This window comes from Acidiferrimicrobium sp. IK (assembly GCF_025499425.1).
Lineage (GTDB): Bacteria > Actinomycetota > Acidimicrobiia > Acidimicrobiales > Palsa-688 > Acidiferrimicrobium.
Genome location: NZ_JAIMCB010000011.1, coordinates 1 through 16,869, shown reverse-complemented (window position 1 = coordinate 16,869; position 16,869 = coordinate 1). Strand labels below are relative to the sequence as shown.

Annotated in this window: 17 protein-coding genes, 1 tRNA gene and 1 other RNA gene; 5 read left to right on the top strand and 14 right to left on the bottom strand. The window is 70.7% G+C overall.

Going from position 1 to position 16,869, the window contains the following annotated elements; all coding sequences use genetic code 11:
* Positions 1–34: 34 nt before the first annotated feature.
* Positions 35–133, bottom strand: an RNA gene (ffs, locus tag K6U06_RS17375) — signal recognition particle sRNA small type.
* Between the two features lie 57 nt (positions 134–190).
* Between ffs and K6U06_RS17370 the strand changes: the two genes are divergently transcribed.
* Positions 191–275: transfer RNA gene (locus tag K6U06_RS17370), tRNA-Ser, on the top strand.
* A 233-nt stretch (positions 276–508) separates the two neighbouring features.
* Here K6U06_RS17370 and K6U06_RS17365 read toward each other — a convergent pair.
* Positions 509–1,369 (bottom strand): SCO6745 family protein, encoded by an 861-nt coding sequence (locus tag K6U06_RS17365; protein WP_262323226.1) that lies wholly within the window; start codon positions 1,367–1,369, stop codon positions 509–511.
* A gap of 185 nt (positions 1,370–1,554) precedes the next feature.
* On the opposite strand from K6U06_RS17365, the gene K6U06_RS17360 reads away from it, so the two are divergent.
* Positions 1,555–2,328, top strand: a complete 774-nt coding sequence (locus tag K6U06_RS17360) for a methyltransferase domain-containing protein (RefSeq protein WP_410051076.1) — start codon at positions 1,555–1,557, stop codon at positions 2,326–2,328.
* Positions 2,329–2,403: 75 nt separating this feature from the next.
* Positions 2,404–2,949: an STAS domain-containing protein gene (locus K6U06_RS24805; protein WP_410051075.1), complete on the top strand. Its 546-nt coding sequence runs from the start codon at positions 2,404–2,406 to the stop codon at positions 2,947–2,949.
* Here the strand turns inward: K6U06_RS24805 and K6U06_RS17355 are convergent.
* The gene (locus K6U06_RS17355; RefSeq protein WP_262323224.1) at positions 2,930–3,637 is read right to left on the bottom strand and encodes an endonuclease/exonuclease/phosphatase family protein; all 708 of its coding nucleotides are present in this window, start codon (positions 3,635–3,637) and stop codon (positions 2,930–2,932) included. The genes K6U06_RS24805 and K6U06_RS17355 overlap by 20 nt on opposite strands.
* A gap of 229 nt (positions 3,638–3,866) precedes the next feature.
* On the opposite strand from K6U06_RS17355, the gene K6U06_RS17350 reads away from it, so the two are divergent.
* Complete coding sequence (locus tag K6U06_RS17350; protein WP_262323223.1) at positions 3,867–5,021, top strand: TIGR04053 family radical SAM/SPASM domain-containing protein; 1,155 nt, start codon at positions 3,867–3,869, stop codon at positions 5,019–5,021.
* Between the two features lie 39 nt (positions 5,022–5,060).
* Here the strand turns inward: K6U06_RS17350 and mctP are convergent, their stop codons facing one another.
* The 9 genes from mctP to K6U06_RS17305 form a co-directional block, all read right to left on the bottom strand.
* Positions 5,061–6,683, bottom strand: coding sequence for a monocarboxylate uptake permease MctP (gene mctP, locus K6U06_RS17345; protein ID WP_410051079.1), 1,623 nt, complete (start codon positions 6,681–6,683; stop codon positions 5,061–5,063).
* 2 nt (positions 6,684–6,685) lie between these two features.
* Entirely contained in the window at positions 6,686–6,955 is a 270-nt protein-coding gene (locus K6U06_RS17340) for a DUF3311 domain-containing protein (RefSeq protein WP_262323221.1), read from the bottom strand.
* Between the two features lie 98 nt (positions 6,956–7,053).
* Complete coding sequence (locus K6U06_RS17335) at positions 7,054–8,142, bottom strand: MCE family protein (RefSeq protein ID WP_262323220.1); 1,089 nt, start codon at positions 8,140–8,142, stop codon at positions 7,054–7,056.
* The gene (locus K6U06_RS17330) at positions 8,139–9,335 is read right to left on the bottom strand and encodes an MCE family protein (RefSeq protein ID WP_262323219.1); all 1,197 of its coding nucleotides are present in this window, start codon (positions 9,333–9,335) and stop codon (positions 8,139–8,141) included. Before K6U06_RS17330 ends, K6U06_RS17335 begins: the two co-directional genes overlap by 4 nt.
* Positions 9,332–10,576 (bottom strand): MCE family protein, encoded by a 1,245-nt coding sequence (locus tag K6U06_RS17325; RefSeq protein ID WP_262323218.1) that lies wholly within the window; start codon positions 10,574–10,576, stop codon positions 9,332–9,334. The genes K6U06_RS17330 and K6U06_RS17325 overlap by 4 nt, the downstream gene beginning before the upstream one ends.
* On the bottom strand, positions 10,573–11,598 hold the full coding sequence (locus tag K6U06_RS17320) for an MCE family protein (RefSeq protein ID WP_262323217.1): 1,026 nt from the start codon (positions 11,596–11,598) through the stop codon (positions 10,573–10,575). Before K6U06_RS17320 ends, K6U06_RS17325 begins: the two co-directional genes overlap by 4 nt.
* Positions 11,598–12,746: an MCE family protein gene (locus K6U06_RS17315; protein ID WP_262323216.1), complete on the bottom strand. Its 1,149-nt coding sequence runs from the start codon at positions 12,744–12,746 to the stop codon at positions 11,598–11,600. The genes K6U06_RS17320 and K6U06_RS17315 overlap by 1 nt, the downstream gene beginning before the upstream one ends.
* The gene (locus K6U06_RS17310) at positions 12,743–14,083 is read right to left on the bottom strand and encodes an MCE family protein (protein WP_262323215.1); all 1,341 of its coding nucleotides are present in this window, start codon (positions 14,081–14,083) and stop codon (positions 12,743–12,745) included. The genes K6U06_RS17315 and K6U06_RS17310 overlap by 4 nt, the downstream gene beginning before the upstream one ends.
* Positions 14,084–14,293: 210 nt before the next feature.
* The gene (locus K6U06_RS17305) at positions 14,294–14,824 is read right to left on the bottom strand and encodes an NUDIX hydrolase (RefSeq protein WP_262323214.1); all 531 of its coding nucleotides are present in this window, start codon (positions 14,822–14,824) and stop codon (positions 14,294–14,296) included.
* 141 nt (positions 14,825–14,965) lie between these two features.
* On the opposite strand from K6U06_RS17305, the gene tadA reads away from it, so the two are divergent.
* Positions 14,966–15,436 carry a tRNA adenosine(34) deaminase TadA gene (gene tadA / locus K6U06_RS17300; protein ID WP_262323213.1) on the top strand — a complete coding sequence of 157 codons (471 nt, stop codon included), beginning with the start codon at positions 14,966–14,968 and terminating at the stop codon, positions 15,434–15,436.
* Between the two features lie 31 nt (positions 15,437–15,467).
* On the opposite strand, the gene K6U06_RS17295 is transcribed toward tadA, so the two are convergent.
* Positions 15,468–16,097 (bottom strand): hypothetical protein, encoded by a 630-nt coding sequence (locus K6U06_RS17295; RefSeq protein ID WP_262323212.1) that lies wholly within the window; start codon positions 16,095–16,097, stop codon positions 15,468–15,470.
* Positions 16,097–16,588 carry a hypothetical protein gene (locus K6U06_RS17290; protein WP_262323211.1) on the bottom strand — a complete coding sequence of 164 codons (492 nt, stop codon included), beginning with the start codon at positions 16,586–16,588 and terminating at the stop codon, positions 16,097–16,099. Before K6U06_RS17290 ends, K6U06_RS17295 begins: the two co-directional genes overlap by 1 nt.
* Between the last annotated feature and the right edge of the window lie 281 nt (positions 16,589–16,869).

The following is a 16,869-nucleotide window of genomic DNA, read 5'->3' as shown; positions in this document are numbered from 1 at the left end:
CGCGTGGGCGCGACAGCGGCCTGGCGGTCGGCGCGGCGGTCAGGCGATCTGCGGCACACGTTGCGATCCGCTGAGAGCTGCTGCCGTCAGGCCCTGACCCGGTTCACGGTGCATCGTTGCGCAGGACCCAACCGCCGCGCCGGCTGCCAGGCCACTCCGATACAGGGTACCCTAGCTCCCCGCAGTCCACGGAGGGGTGCGAGAGCGGCCGAATCGGCACGATTGGAAATCGTGTGTGGGGCAACCCACCGTGGGTTCAAATCCCACCCTCTCCGCCGTGGGAACCCTGGCCAGGCAGTTCTGGCCAGGGTTCGCCGCGCCTGGGCGCACCCGGGAGCCAGGGCCAGCTTCGGCCCGGTCCTCGGCTCGCACGTTCCCGTTGCGAGCGCCTCCGGCTGCCGGGAGTCACCGACGAGGAGACCGCCATCCACGCTGCGGCGTTCTCGGGCCGGATACCTACGGATCCTGGGCTCAGCTCTGCCACAACCCGCGCCGTGTCGGCTGGCCGTCACTCAAGTGTGGTAGCCGGCCGGAGCATCCCGGCTGACACGACGGCTTGGCTGAGCGGCCGGGCCAGAGCCCGCAGCTCGCTGCAGCACTGTTCCCCCAAAACTGCGTATGGGTGTACAGCCAGCGCGTCGGTCAGGTCCTCCACGCCTTGGCGGTGGGCCGCTCCCTCGGACGACAGCGTCCCGTCCTCAGCCAGCCATCCCCGGGAGCGGACGGACTCGACCGCGTCCTCCCATTCGCTTTCAGGCCATGCCCTCGTGGTGCGCAGGACCGCCGCGGGCACCTCGCCGGTGGCGGCGTGGATTACTAGAGCCTCAGCGCCGCCGACACCGGCGCTGCACAGCGCAGCGACATGCCCGTCGCCGCGGTACTCGCGCAGGATGGTCTGAGCGTGCCAGAGAACCAAGTGGTCCTCGTCGGGCCAGGGCAGGCTGGCATGACCGGCGAAGAGGGGACGTCCCTGCGGCCGTTCTCCAGCGGCCTCGGCGGCGACCCGAGCCAGCCGCGCGGCCTGGGCCAGCGCTTGCGATCCGACGGCGTCACCGAGCGCCCGGCGCAATGCGGCGTCGGCTGCCTCCAAACGAGCGTGCAGGATCTGCTCTGGTGCGGTGGTCGACCAGACGTCTGCCATGGAGCTGTGCACCAGGGGCGGCCAGAAGTTGAAAAACGTGGCGACGATCGCTTCGGCTCCCACGGGGCCCATCGCCGCCGAGCGAGAGGCGAAATAGCCGGACCGACCCTTCAGTCCCAAAGCGGCGTAGCGCTGGACCGCCTCGGGAACGAAGTAGATCATTCCGTGGAGCGGCTCGACGGTCCTCCAGGTCTTTCTGGCCACGACCGGATCCAGGGAAGCTCTCATTCACGGCACGATACGGCTCCGCTCCCTTTGACGCGGTGGGTCCGGTTCACGGGCGAGCCTTTGGTGGGTGTCGCGGGGACCGCCCTAGTTAACGCGTCATCTATTCCGGCAGTTGCACACGGTTGATCGGGCAGGGAACACGGTTGATCGGGCAGGGAATACGGTTGCAGTGGTCTCAGCGGAGAATGCAGCCTCCGTCAGTGAACTTCGACGCGCTGGTAGCCGAGGGCTTGGACGTGCCGGTCGAGGGCTGGGACTTCTCGTGGTTTCATGGCCGGGCGACCGAGCAGCGGCCGTCGTGGGGATACGCACGGCTTCTCTCCGGCCGGCTGCAGCAGGCTTGCTCTGCCCTCGACATCCAAACGGGAGGCGGCGAGGTGTTCGCCTGGGCGCTGGAGCAAACCTCGCAGCGACCGTTCCGACTGGCCGCCACCGAGTCTTGGCCGCCGAACGCCACGCTCGCCACCCGGAGGCTTGGCCACCTCCGGGTCGGGGTCGTGCGAGCCGCCGACGATGGAGCGTTGCCGTTCGGCGACGGGGCCTTCGACCTGGTCTCGAGCCGCCACCCGGTGGAGGTCGTCTGGCCCGAGGTGGCCAGGGTGCTGCAGCGGGGCGGCACCTTCTTCTCCCAAATGGTCGGGCCTGGATCGAACCGGGAACTGTACGAGTTCCTCATGGGACCGCAGCGCTCCGACCCAAGCCGGTCGTCACAGGTCGCGTCGGCCGACGCGGCCGCGGCCGGCCTGCAGCTCGTGCAGATCCAAGAGCAAGCCCTGGAGGTTGTCTTCTTTGATATCGCTGCGGTCGTGCACTTCCTTCGCAAGGTGCCCTGGACTGTCCCCGACTTCACGGTGGAGCGCTACTACGACCGACTGGCGGCGCTGCATGGGCAGCTCCATCGAGACGGCCGGTTTGTGTGCCACTCGCAGCGCTACCTCATCGAGCTCCGCAGGCAGTAGCGGACGGCCCTTTGGGACGTCGCCGGTCTAAGAGCGACGGTAACTTGTCGGGGTGCGGCCAGCACCGAGGCGGGTGTGACGTTACGGATCGATGGCGACGAGTCGGACCCTTCCTCGCCGCGGCTCCGCTTGTCGGGGGAGCTCACCGCCGAGGGGTCGGAGTCGCTGGCCGACGCCGTCACCTCTACCGCAGCGACCGCCACGTTGACAGTTGACGCCGTGGGGTTGCGTTTCATCGACAGCGGCGGTATCGCCGCCATGCTCAGCGGCCTCCGGTCGGCGGTCGCACGCGGGACGGAGGTGACGGTCATCGCGGTCCCTGTGATCCTCGAAGCGTTGCGCTTCGGGGGTGTTGGCGCGCTCGCTTCGCTCAGACGCCCTCCCGAGGGTGGTGCAGGCGTCCCACCGACGCAGGACCCGCCGGCGGGAGGTGGCCCGGGCCGCGCACGCCGAGTCCTCGGCGGGCGACCCGCACTACCGCCCCTACGGGACCCGCTGCTTTCAGCGGTGGGCCGAACGGGCAGGCCTGGCAGCGCCCGGCCCGCTGTCTCTGGGGTCGGATCAGGGTCGGATCACGTCAGGTGCGGGGCCGCCAGGAGCGTCACCAGTCCAGGTCGATGATCACCGGTACGTGGTCGCTTCTCCGGGAGGCGACCCAGTCGTCGTATGTCCCGATATCGACGCCTCTGAGCGAGCTGAGCCGGTCGGCGGGGACCAGGACGTAGTCGATGTGGAACGGCTGGTCCTGCTTCCTGCGGTGGTAGTAAGTCGCGGTGGTCGCCGAGCCGAACGGCTCACCGGTGAACGCGTGGTAGGCGCTGACCAGCCCGAGGGACTCCCAGCGGGCCCGGGCCTTGAGCGTCCAGTCCCTGGCTTCTCTGGCCGGGATGTGCTGGCCGATGTTGAAGTCGCCGGCGACGATCATCTCTCCGGCGGTCAGCAGGTCGGCGTACGCGTCGAGGGAGCGGACGACCTGGGCGCTGTAGGCCGCGGCCCCGGCGTCACTTGGCGCGCTCCAGACGCCGAGCACGGCCGGCCCTCCGCTCGTGGCGGCCGCGACGGTCCACCGGCCGGCGCTTCGGGCATCGAGGCCGGTCACCTTCGTGGTCAGCCCGGCGATGGCGACGCCTTTTTTCGGAAGCTCACCGGCCGACACCCACGACGCCTGATCGTCAGGGACGGTCCCGGGCGCCCGGGGGTCGAGGAGCGGCGACTCGCAGAGCACGGCCACGTCGACGCCGAGCGCTGCGAGTCGTTCCAGCTTGGGCACGGTCGGACCCGAGCAGCAGTTCCAGGTCGCTATCCGCACGAGCGGATGCTAGGACCGATCTGTCCTCGCCGTCGCTCAGCCTCGAGCGCCCACCGTCGACGCCGGCCAAGCACAACCAGGTCCCCAGCCAAGCCGGGGCGGGAACCGGCCCCAGCCGGGACCGGTTGCCCCCGAGAAGGAGACCTCCGGCCCTACCGGCGCCGGGCAGTCCGGGGGCATCCTTGGCGGGCCCGCAACCGTGCGGGCGCGCGTTCGAAACGGGAGCCGGATGACAGGCGAACCAACAGTGGACCACCCCGCGCACGGCCACAGCGGGCGGCGGCCGATCAACTTCGACCGCAAACCGCGCTTGGTGTTTTGGGAGATGACCAAGGCGTGTCCGCTGGCGTGCGTCCACTGCCGGGCGACCGCCCAGCCTTCCCCGGCGCCCGGCGAGTTGACCACCGAGGAGGGGATGGCGCTCATCGATGAGCTGGCCGCCACCGACCGGCCGACTCCCGTGCTCATCCTGACTGGCGGAGACTGCCTGCAGCGAAGCGACCTCGGGCCGCTCACCTCCTACGCGAACCGCCTCGGCGTGCCGGTCGCCATCTCCCCGTCGGTGTCCGACAGCCTCAACGAGGCGACGCTGCGGATGCTTCGAGACAACGGCGTGCGTACCGCGTCGCTAAGCCTCGACGGGGCCGTGGCCGGCACCCACGAGCACGTCAGGCAGATCCCTGGACACTTCGAAGACACTCTTCGAGCCATCGACCTGCTGCAGGCGAACGGCTTCTCGGTCCAGATCAACACTGCGGTGATGGCCCAGAATGTCCACGAGCTCGCCGATATCGCCGCGCTGATCTTCCGTCACGGGGTGCGGACCTGGGAGGTGTTCTTCCTCATCAACGTCGGCCGTGGTCAGCGCGTCAGCGAGATCGCCGCCGGCGACTACGAGGACGTTTGCCACTTCCTCGTCGACGCAGCCCAGTACGGCATGACCGTGCGCACCGTGGAGGCGCCGTTCTTCCGCCGGGCCCGGGACCTGCGCGACGGGGCCGAAGGCAACGACCCCGCCGCGGAGTTCGGGCTGGGAACGTTGTACCGCCAGCTGCGCGACCGGCTCCGGGGGGAGCTCGGCGAGGCGACGTCAAGGGTGCTGGCGCCGACGATCGCCACCCGGGACGGCAAGGGCATCATCTTCGTGGCCCACGACGGGGAGGTCTATCCGGCCGGCTTCCTGCCTCTGTCCCTCGGTTCGGTGCGCGACCGGGGCCTCCTAGACATCTACACCGAGCACCCGCTGCTCCAGGCGATCCGGGCCGCGGAATTCCCGGGGCGGTGCGGGAGCTGCGAGTACTCGGATCGCTGCGGCGGGTCCCGGGCGCGGGCCTACGCCGCTACCGGCGATGCGCTCGCCGACGACCCCGCCTGCCCTTACTAGGAGCGGTTCGAGCCGGGTAGCCCCGGCTCAGCCGGCCGGCTAGTCCAGGAGGATCGGGGTCGCCTGGAGGCCGGGGTCGCCGGCGTCGGCTAGGTAGTCCGCGTGGCCGGTCTCGTCTGCTCCGACAGTGCCGGGCACGAGCCTCAAGATCACCGTGCCGACAACGGCGACGAGGATGTTGAGGACCAAGGCGGTGACGCCTATGTACACGGTCTGGCCGAGCAGCGGGGCCTTCGCCGACGACACCGCGAAGTGGTGGACGGTCGGGGTGGAGGTGCCGTACGCGATGTAGGTGCCGTAGACCATCGCCGTCAACCAGCCGGCCAGCAGCGCCCACCGGTGCAGCCACCGGGTGAACAGCCCGAAGGCGACGGCCGGGAAGGTCTGCAGGATCCAGATACCGCCGAGCAGCTGGAGGTTGATGGCGTTTTGGGTGTTCATCCCGAGCACGAACGCCAGAGCCCCGAACTTGACCACCAGCGACACCAGCTTGGACACTTGCGCCTGCTCCGAGGGGGTGGCCTGGGGTCGCAGCAAGTCGCGGTACACGTTGCGGGTGAACAGGTTGGCGGCCGCGATCGACATGATCGCGGCCGGGACGAGGGCGCCGATCGCCACCGCTGCGTACGCCACACCGGCGAACCAGCTCGGGAACATCTGCCGGAACAGCAGCGGCGCCGCCAGCCGGGCGTTGGTGGTGGTGACACCCGAGGCGATCGCCATGTACCCGAGCAGGGCGATGAGGGCCAGGGCCAGCGAGTACAGAGGCAACACTGCGGTGTTGCGTCGGATGGTGTCGCGCTCGCGGGTGGCCAGCACCCCGGTGACCGAGTGGGGGTACATGAACAGCGCCATCGCGGACCCGAGGGCCAGCGTGGCGTAACCCCAGTACTGCTTGTGGCCGGGGACGAACACGAAGCCCGACGCGGTGTGCTTCGCGGCGGCCGCAGCCGCCAGCTTGACCGAGTGGGCCTTCACCGCCGCGAAGATGTGAGCGAAACCGCCGAGGCGGATCGGGATGTAGGTGATGGCCACGAGGACGACGACGTAGACGAGGAGATCCTTGACGAACGCGATCAGCGCCGGGGCCCGCAGACCGGATGTGTAGGTGTAGAGGGCGAGGATGACGAACGCGACGATGAGGGGCAGGTCCTTCACGAAGCCCGACGCCCCGTTACCCACGCCCATCACCTGAAGGACCGACTGGATGCCGACCAGCTGCAGGGCGATGTAGGGCATCAAAGCCAGGATCCCGGTGAACGCGACGGCCAGGCCGAGCCCCCGCGAGCCGAAACGGCCACGCACGAAGTCGGCGGCGGTGACGTACCCGTGGCGGTGGGCCACCGACCACAGCCGTGGCATGAGGACGAACACGAGGGGCCACACCAAAATGGTGTAGGCCACCGCGAACCACCCGGACACTGCGCCGGCGGCGTACATGGCGCCGGGGACCGCGACGAAGGTGTAGGCGGTGTAGAGGTCCCCGCCGAGCAGGAACCAGGTGACGAACCCGCCGAAGTTCCGGCCGCCTAGGCCCCACTCGTCGAGGGTGTTCAGCGTGGCCGGCCGCCGCCATCTGGCCGCGGCGAAACCGACCACGGTGACGACGCCGAAGAGGACCAGGAAGACCGCCAGCGCGGTCCCGTCGAGGGCGGTGCTGATCTTCATCGGGCCACCCCCGCAGCCGGGCGGGCGGGCCGGTGGCGGTGGATGATCCGGTAGGCGATCACCTGGCAGATCGCGTTGACCACCAGCCACAGCACCGAGTACCAGTAGAAGAACGGGATGCCGTCGAGCGTCGGGGTCACCCGCGCGTAGCTCGGCACCCACAGCAGCCCGACGAACGTTGCGCCGAGCAGCACCGCCACGGAGGCGTAGCGCAGTGCGCTCCCCCGGTCGAGTGGCTCGGCCTCGAGGCCGACGTCTGCGTTCACGGCTACCACCTCCCGCGACGCCGGCCCCCCGCCGGCATCCCGGAGTGCCTACCCCGTGGTGTGTCTAGCCAAGCGCACAGATCTTCGCCGCCCGCCGGTCACGGTTGGGGGGCGTTGGCCGAGCCGCGCTGCTGGAGGTTGGGCGCCGAGACGGTGCAGGTCCGTGACAGGTCTACCGGGGCGCTGCGGGCGGTGGGCTCCCCGAGCGGGGCGTTGGCGTAGGTGCAGACCGGGTCGGCGTCGTCGATGAAGAAGTGGGTGTGGACCACGCCGTTGGAGACCGTCGACCCGAGTGCGGCGGTGACCGTCGGCAGCACCTGCAGCAGGGCCTGGACCGCCGGGTCGTGCTGGGCGAAGACATTGGCCACGGTCGCGGAGTGCGCGGTCAGCGACACCAGCGCGCTGCTGTCGGCGTTGAGGAGCGACTGCAGCTGACCGCCGGCGCTCACGCCGTTGGCCAGGAGGCTCTTGATGTCGCCGCTCGACGTGTCTAGCTGCGCGGTGAGGGCGGCCAGGTTGGCCGCCAGGCTGGCGATGTCGGGGTTGGTCACCTTGGCGGTGGCCAGCAGCTGCTGGCCGGAGGTGATCAGCGTGGAAGTCTGGGGTTGGACCGTCTCGAGGGTGGAGAACAGCCGCTCGGTGGCGTCGAGGGCGTTGCGGAGATCCGGTCCGCTGCCTTGCACCGCCGTGGAGACGCTGTCGAGCAGCTGGCCGAACGCCTTGGTGTTGATGCTGTTGGTGAAGTTGCCGGCGTCGGTGAGGACCTGCTCCAGGTTGACCGGCACGCCGCTGGCACCGACGGCGATGCGGCTGCCGGCGTGCAACCAGGGGCCGGACTGCGCGCTGGCCGCGGCGGTCGGGGTGAAGTCGACGTACTGCTCACCGACCGCGGACAGGTCCCGGACCGCGACGGTGCTCGCCACCGGGATCCTGGCGCCCGGGTTGATGGTCAAGCTGGCGGCGACGCCGTCGCGGGTGATCGACAGCCCGGAGACCCGGCCCACGTCCACTCCTCGGTAGGCCACGTACGCCCCGCTGTAGAGGCCGCCGCTGCGGGGCAGGTTGACGGTCACCTTGTAGGGCTGGGCGCCCAGGCGGAAACCGAGCACTCCGAAGAGTATGTAGCCGAGGCCCGCGGCGATGATGGCCGCGAGCAGGAACAGGCGGGTGACGATCTTGGCGATCACGGGAGCGCCGCCTCCATCTCGGTGACGGCGCCTGCCGCCTGGCCGCTCGAAGCGGCGCTGGTGGAGGCGGCGCTGGTGGACGAGCCGCCCGAGGCCGGCGGGCTGTTGGGCGTCGCCGGGTCGGCTTCCAGCTTGCTCTCCGGGGCCACGTTGGAGGAGGGGTAGAGGGGGTTGCAGGCCGCCAGGTTCACGCCGATGTGGGGGACGCACCCCACGCCCGGGTAGGTGGTGTCGAAGGAGAAGTCTCCCTGGACGTAGCCGGCCGGCGCGGTCTTGCCGACGTCGGCGATGACCCGCTGCAGGTCGGCCAGGTCGGTGCCGACCTGGCCCTGGATGGTGGCCAGCTGCGCCGCGACCGGGGCCAGCTGGCGGCTGTCTTGCACCAGGTTGGCGCCGCTGTGGGAGATGACCGCCAGGGTCGCCGGGGTCAGCTGGTTGATGCTGGTGAGGAGCTGGGCCAGCGCCGTGTTGTTGGCGTCGATCGTCTGCGCCGCTTGGGGCAGGGTGTCGAGCGCGGCGACAAGCGACCCGGTCCCGCCGTTGAGCTGCGCCGAGATCTTCCCGAGCGAAGCCAGCGCGGTGTCGATGCCGCTGTCGTTGCCGGCCAGAGACGTGACCGTCACGTTGACGTCGCTCAGCAGCTTCTGGAACTCCGGGCCCCGTCCGCCCAGGATCTGGTTGAGCTCGGTGGTGATGGTCTTGGCCTGCCCCAAGCCGCTGCCGTAGAGGACCGTCGCCAGCGCCGCGAGCGTGTCGGCGACGGTCGGCGCGGCGTGGGTCTGCGCCTCGTCGAGGGTGGCGCCTGGCGCCAACCTGGACCTGGACGCCAGCGGGCCGCTCGGCACGGTGAGGGCGATGTACTCGTCGCCGAGCGGCGTCGAGAAGCGAGCTTCGGCGGTGGTGCCCACCGGCAGGACCAGACCCTTTTGGATCGACATGTCGACCACGGCTTGGAAGTTGCGGGCGTGGATCGCGCTCACCCGGCCCACGACCGCGTCGCCGTCGCGGACCTTGGCGTTGGGGGCCAGGGACGCCACGGTGCTGAACACGGCGTGGATGGTGTAGCCGCCGCCACCACTGCCGCCGATCTGGGGCAGCGACTGCAGGCTCAGCCCGCACCCGCCCAGGGTCAGCGTGGCCGCCACGCCGGCTGCCACTGCGACCATCCGGCGGCGCACTCGTCGCCCGCTCACTTGGACGCGTCCATGAGTGCGGCTAGGGACAGGTCGGGGGCGGCGGGCGTTCCGGGAGCGGCGTTGAGGGCGGTGGCCGCCGCGGAGAACGAGCAGATCGGTGCCAGCACCGGAGCGGCCGACTGCATGGTGAACAGCTGGACGGTGCGCAGCAGCGTCGAGCCGCACACTTGCTTGACGAGCCCCTGGGATGCGGTGGGGACCGTCACCCTGGCCTGCAGGATCGGCGTCGGGTGGGCCGGGTCGGTCATGTCGAGACCGACCGCGTTTTGCAGGTTCTGGCCGGCGAGGGGCAGCAGCTGCAGGGCCTGGCCGAGGCTGGCCTGCTGGCTGGCGGTGGCCGCCGCGGCCGCGTCGAGGTTGCGGATGGTGGCGCCGATGGTCGTGCCGTTGGTCTTCACGAAGTTGGCGACTTGGGCCAGGGTCTGCTGGAGCGTCGAGAGGGCGCCCGCCAGCTGGGTCTTCTCGCCGTTGAGCTGGCTGGCGGCGCCGGCGAGGGTGGAGGTGAACAGCTCGTAGTTGGAGCTGTCGTTGGCCAGGGTCTTGACGAACGAGCTGAGCTTGTCCAGGGTCCCGGCGAGCTGCGGGGCGTCCGCGGCCAGGCCGGTGGCGGCTGACGCCGCGGCGGCGATGGTGTCGTGGAGCGGCTGGCCTTGCCCGTTGAGCTGGCTGTTCAGCTCGTTGAGCAGGCTGGCGAGCACCCCCTGCTGGTCGGCGGCGGTCGGCCCGAGGGCTTTGAACAACGAGTCCAGGGTGCCCAGCACCTGGTCGATCGACATCGGGATCACGGTCCGGTTCGTCGGTATGACCGCGTGGTCGGCCATCGTCGGGCCCCCGTTGTAGACAGGGGTGAGAGCAACGAAGCGGTCGTTGACCACCTGCGGGGCCATGAGGACCGCCGACGCGCCGGCCGGGATCGACACGCTGCGCTTGACCTTCATGGTCACCACGACGCCGTTCACGCCGGGCTTGACCGACGTGACCGACCCGACGGGGATGCTGAGCACTTCGACGTGGTTGCCGGCGTAGAGGCCCGGCGCCTGGGCGAACACCGCGGTGATGGTGCGCATCGGGGCGGAGCCGCGGGTCACCACCACGCCCAGCGCTCCGATGGCGACGATCGCCGCGACCAGCCCGCCGACGAGCGGGACCAGCCCGACGCGGCGGGTTAGGCCCCCGACCCACGCCGGCAGCCGACCGGGGCCGCTCCCGCGACGGAGAGCCGGGTCGAGGAGGGTCATGCCTTGCACCCCTGTCCGGTCAGGACGTTGGAATCGGTGTCGGCTCCCGGCTTGGAGCACTCCTTGATGACGTTGTCGGCGATCAGCAGCGTCGGGGCCACCGCGTCGAGGTACGGGCCGTTGCCGGTGGCGTTGGTGACGTACTTCGAGAAGCCGGCCAGGATCGGGATGGTCTGGCCGAGCGACGCCGAGTCCTTGGCCAGGACCCCGGACACCGTCTGCAGGTTGGCGAGCAGGGCGCTCAGGTTGGCCTTCGGATCGGTCAGGATCGAGCTGACCTGCCGGCTGAGGGACTGCGTCGACGCCAAGAGGTTGTCGATGTCGGTCTTGCGGGCCTCCACCACCTGCAGGACCAGCGTGCTCTGGCCGATCAGCGTCAGGAGCGGCTGCTGGTGAGCGTCGAGGGTGGCGGTGACTTGCTGGGCTTCGGCGACCAGGCTGGACAGCTGGTCCTGCCGGTCGGCGATGACCTTGGAGAGCGCGCCGAGCCCGTGGATCGCCGCCGCGGTGGCCGAGGGCGACGTGCCGGCCAGGTCCTGCTCGGCGACGGTGAGGGCCTTGGCCAGCTGCTGCTGGTTGATCTGGGACACCTCGGTGCCGAACTGGGTGACGGTACCTACGATGCTCGGCGAGCCGAACGTCCGCTCGATGGGGATGGTCTGACCCGGGCGCATCGTGCCGGGGCCGCTGCGATCGAGCTGGATGTACTCCTGGCCGAGAGGTGAGAGGACCTTGACCTGCAGGGTCGTCGTCGAGCCGAGCGGGATGCCGTGCTTGACGTTGAACGACAGCACGACGTGGTTGCCTTGCAGCGTGGCGCCGTTGATGGTGCCGACGTTGACGCCGGCGATCTCGACGTTCTCGCCTTTGACCAGCTGACCGGCGTCGGCCAGGTCGGCGTAGTAACGGTCGGTGGTGTTGAACAGCCGGCCGAAGTTGAACGCCACCAGCACCGCGGCCACCAAGACGACGGCGGCGACGACGGCGACGATTTTGACGTTGCGCTCGCGGAAGGGCTTCATCACTGGCAGTTCGGGGTGTGCTGGCTCGGGTCGCCGAGCGGTCCGTGCGGGAGGTTGATGCCGTTGGTGACCGGCGCCAGGCTGCCGGTCAGGTTGGTGAGGAGAGACGCGACCGGCGCCGGGAGCGCGCCGCCGGCGCCGGTCAACCCGTTGATCAGCGTGCTCAGATCGACGAGCGTCAACGGGAGCGGCTTCGCCGGGTTGACCGTCAGGTTGCACAGGTAGAACTTGGCGTAGGTCCCGTTCTGGAGGGTGCCGCTCAGGCTCGTCAGGGTGCCGCCGGTGGTCCGCAGCAACCCGTCGAGGGAGGTCTGGTTGGCCGCGATGGCGGCGGTGACGCCGGTGAGGTCGGTGATCGACGACTGCAGGGACGGCTGGATCTGGCCGGTCAGGCCGCTGAGGCCGCCGGTGAGGGTCGACGCGCTGGAGATGGCCGATGAGATGAGGCCTCGCTCCCCCGCCAGGTTGCCTGCCAGCGACGCGAAGCTGTCGATGAACTGGCCGACCTGGGTGTCGTGACCGGCGACGGTGGTGAGCAGGGTGTTGAGGTTGCTGACGACCTGGTCGATGATCTGGCTGCGGTCGGCCAGGTTGTTGGTCAGCCGGGCGGTCTCGGTGACCAGCCCCGAGATGTTGGTCGACTGCCCCTGGAAAGCGCCGATGATGTTGGCGGTCAGCTGGTTGATGTCGGCGGGGGTGAGAGCTTGGAACAGCGGCTGGAACCCGTTGAACAAGTCGGTCAGGTCGAGCGCCGGCTGGGTGCGCGACACGGGGATGGTGGAGCCGGGCGGTAGAGGGCCGCCGCCGGAGCCGGCGGTGAGGGTCAGGTTCCGCTGCCCGAAGAGGTTCTCGAACTCGATCTGCGCCTGTGACGTGGTGCGCAGCTGCTGGGACGTGTCGAGGGTGAAGCTGACCAGGGCGTCGTTGCCTCGCAGCGACACGGAGCTGACCCGCCCGACCTTGACGCCCGCGACGCGCACCGGGTCGCCGTTCTGCAGCGACGACGCGTTGGTGAACAGCGCCTTGTAGCGGTGGGTGGGGGAGGTGTCGAGATCGAGGAGGCTGGCCACCACAACCGCGGTGAGCACGAGCGACGCGGCGGTGAACACGGCCAGCTTGACGACGATCCCCGCCAGCGCCTTGCTCATGCCGACCCCAGGCTGCCGAGCAGCGAGCCGAGCACGGCGGCGGCCGCCGGGGAGGTGGTCGCCGGCGAGGCGCCCGACGCCTGCGACAAAAGCGCGGTGGCCACTTGTTGTTGAGCGGCGGGGGCGACGGCGGTGGTGGCGACACCGCGCGACGCCGCGGCCTGGGTGGCGGCGGCGGTTGCGGTGCCGCAGTTGGGGCCTTTCTCGGTGCCGTAGGACGGGCAGTTAGCGGCGGTGTAGGTCGGGGGGTTCATCAGCGACGCGAAGGCGTACTGGGCCTCGGAGTTGGCGATGGGCGCCGGAAGCAGAAAGCTCCCGGCGAAGAGGGAGTCCATCGGGTTTGAGAGGAAGATCCCAGCCTCGAACTTGACGTAGGGGCCTTGCTCCAGAGCCGGGAACAGCTTGGTCGCCAGCAGGTTGAGGTTGGTGAGCGTCTGGGGGATGACGTCGGGGTTGGCTTGGACGTCGACGAGGATCGGCAGGAAGTTGGTGAGGAACGCGTGGAGCGCCCCGTCGATGCTCGTGAGCAGCTGGGTGCTCTGGTCGGCGACGGACCTCCCGAGACCGAGGGCGTTGGTGAGGTCAGCGGCGGAGCCCGTCACGGTCTGGGCGACCGTCGCAGAGTTGGAGGCGGTGGCGAGGAGGTTGGGGACCGCGGCGGACAGCCCGTCGAGCACCGGGCCCAGCGAGGCGATGTCGTTGTTGAAGGTCGGCAGCTGGGGGATCATGCCGTCCAGGTAGGCGGTGAGGCGGTCGACGGCCTGCCCGACAGAGGGCCCCTGCCCCTGGAGGGCGGTGCCGAGGGCGTTGAGGGTGGTGTCGATCTGGGCCGGGTGCAGCCCGGTGAGAAGCCGGTTGGTGTCCGCCAGGGTGCCCTGCAGCGACGCCGAGCCGGTCGTCGCCGCGGCCAGCATCTCCCCGGCGTGCAGGCGGCCGGCCGCGGCCGGTGAGGGGGTCAGCACGACGGACTGCACCCCGAAGATCGATGCGGGAGCGACGGCGATGCTGACGTTGGAGGGGATGTTGGTGATCTTGGAGGGGGTCAGGTGCAAGGTGACCACCACCGACCCGTCCCTGGTGGTGCGCCCCTCCCCTTGCACGGTGCCGACCTGGACCTGGCGGAAGGTCACCAGCGCGCCGGGGTCGACGGGCTGGCCCGGAGGCAAGGTGGCGGTCACCGCGACGTAGTCGGTGAAGGCACCGCTGAACGACAGGACCATCCCGGCGACCGCCGCGACGAGGATTGCGACGAGCGCGACGCCCGCTCCGGCGAGCAGCAAGGTCCGGCGGTTGGCGGCCCGCTGGTGAGCCTCGAAGGACCGGGCGGTCGCGCTCACCGGAGGAGCCTGCGCTCGATTGCGCCGGCCGCACCGGGCCACCTCCAGCGGTGACCAGGGCAGGCGGCGGCCACCTCGGATCGGGCCAACCTCGGAATCCCCCGGTTTGTCGTGCCGTCGGCCCCTGTGCGGGCCGGTCAGTCGTTACGAGAGGTCATTCGACGCGTCCGACCCGCTCTCCTTCCCGCCGGGCCCGGGGGGAAGGCGGCCTTACAGGTGCCCGAACGCCAGGCACCAGCACAGCGCGGTGAGGCTGAGGCCGTCGGAGACCTTCCCGACTTGCATCTCGTGGCGGAGGCGTTCGACGGGCAGCCACTCCACCCGCTCCGATTCGGTCCAGTCCGTCGGCGGTCCGACGCGGGTGGCACTGTCAGCCTTGAACAGATGGAAGGTCTGGTCGGACAGGCCGTTGGAGGGGTGGTAGGAGGTGAGCGGTTGGAGGGGCCCCGGCTGCCATCCGGTCTCCTCCAGGACCTCGCGCGCCGCGCCCGCGGCGAGGTCCTCGCCGGCCTCGACCCGCCCGGCCGGGATCTCCCAACCCCAGGTGTCGGTGACGAACCGGTGCCGCCACAGCAGCAGCACGCCGTCGGCTCCGGTCACGACCACCCCGGCCGCGGGCAGCGGCATGCGCACGACGTGGTGGTCGAAGCGCCGGCCGTCGGGAAGCTCGACGTCGGCTAGGCGCAGCCCCACCCACGGGGAGTCGTAGATGGCCGTCTCGCCGTGCACCCGCCAACGCATGCCCGTGAGGGTAAGCGAGCCGGGCGCTCCTACCGGACGGCCCCAGCGCCGCCCCGAAGGACCACCCGACGTCGCGTCCGGACCCGCCAAGGTTCGCCGGCTACCCGCGCGGTTCCTGCCTGGGCTACCGTGCGCGGTCGAGTGGTCGACGACGAGCTGATGGACGCCGCCTTGGCGGAGGCCCGCGAGGCGGGACGCAACGGCGAGGTGCCGGTTGGCGCGGTGGTGGCGGTCGACGGCGAGGTGGTGGCGTCGGCCGGCAACCGGCGGGAGACCGATCGGGACCCGACGGCGCACGCCGAGATCCTGGCATTGCGGGCCGCGGCAGATCGGTTGGGGAAATGGCGGCTAGGTGAGGCGACGCTGTATGTGACGCTCGAGCCGTGCGCGATGTGCGCCGGCGCCTTGGTGAACGCCAGATTGGGAAGGCTGGTGTACGGGGCGGCCGACCTGAAGGCGGGGGCGGTCGGGTCGCTTTACAACCTTTGCGTCGATCCTCGCCTCAACCATGAGGTGCCGGTGAGCATCGGGGTGCGGGCCGACGAGTGCTCCGAGCTGCTGTCGGGGTGGTTCGCGGCCCGCCGGGCGGCGCCGACGGGCGAGGGCGGCTGACGGCGCGCCCCCGCCGGGCCGGTCGCCTCGCCTAGGAGGGCTCGGCCGTCCCGTTACGCCGGGCGCGCTTGACCTTCGCCGCGGCCTCGTCGAGGCGCTCGGCTTCCTGCTCGCTGCGCACCGCGGCTTGCCGCGTGGCGAGGGCCGCCTCCTCGGCGGCGATCTCGTCAAGCCGGCGGCGCCGGGCCTCAGCGTCGAGGCGCCCCTCGGTTCGGGCCTGGGTGGTCCGAGCTGCGGCCTTGCGACGCTGCGCGCCCTGCGAGGCGGCACTGGCCGCCCGGCGCTCGGCTCGGTCGACCTGCGCGGCGCGTGCTGCGGCGTCACGCTCGGCGGCGGCGACGGCTCGCCGCTCGTCCTCGCGGCGGCGCTCCAGCTGCGAGTCGGCCTGCGCTCGGGCGGTAGCCGCCCCGGCTCGGAGGTCGTCAGCTCCGGCCCGCTGGTCGGCGGCGACCCGCCTCCGCTGGCCGTCGACGACCAAGTCGGCGTCGCTCACCGCTCGCCCGATGGCGATCCGGGCGCTGGCGTCGGCCCGAACGAGCGTGCTGCGAAGCGGCGACGACGCGTCGCCCTGACCGAGCACCGGCGCGATGCACTCCAGGGGCAGGCGCAGCGCGTCGAGGTACAAGGTGATCGCCCGGCGGGCGGGCGCCGGCAACGCCATCACGAGCCCTCCGGGTCCAGGGCGTCGGCTCGCGCCTCGGCGTTGGCCGCGTCGCGCTCCAGGCGGTCGGCGTCAGCGACGGTCCGGGCGTGAGCGGCCTCCGCCTCGGTCTGCCGCTCGGCAGCCTGCCGCTCCCGTGCCACCTCGTCTGCAGCGACCGCCTCGCGGGCGGCGGCGGCTTCGGCGGCGATCTGCGCTGACCGGCGCTGCTCGTCGCGCGCCGCGGCGCGCTCGGCCTCCGCCGCCGACTGCTCCGCCTCCAGCCGGCGCCGCTCGATCAGCAGCCGGTCGCGCTCGGCGGTGAGGTCGGCCTGCTCGGACTTCTCCTCGGCCTCGGCCCGGCGGGCCGAGGCCTCGGCTGCAGCGTCGGCGCTGCTCTCCTGCAGCCGGCCTTCCCTCGCCAAGTCGTCGCGGCCGGTCACCTCGCCGACCTTGGCCTTGGCTTTTCCGACCAGCCGTCCGAGCGTGCCGCCCGTGATCCCGTCTGCCATCCGCGTGCCTCCTCTGTCGGCTCGTGGCCTGGTACTACCCCCTCCCGCTCCGGCCACGCCCGCGGAGGTCAGTTCAGCGAGAGCCGTACCAGGCGATGAAGGTGTCGAGGACGAAACTCACCGGCCGGCGCAGCGACCACCGAGTATCCTTAGCTCCACTAAGAGGCTCAGCGGATTGGTGTTGATGCCGGTGACCAGCGGTTTCGCCAGTCGATGAGTTTGGCGACGAGCAGGAATGTGACGGCCAGGGCGAACTGGGCGATGCGGTGGGCGGGCTTGCG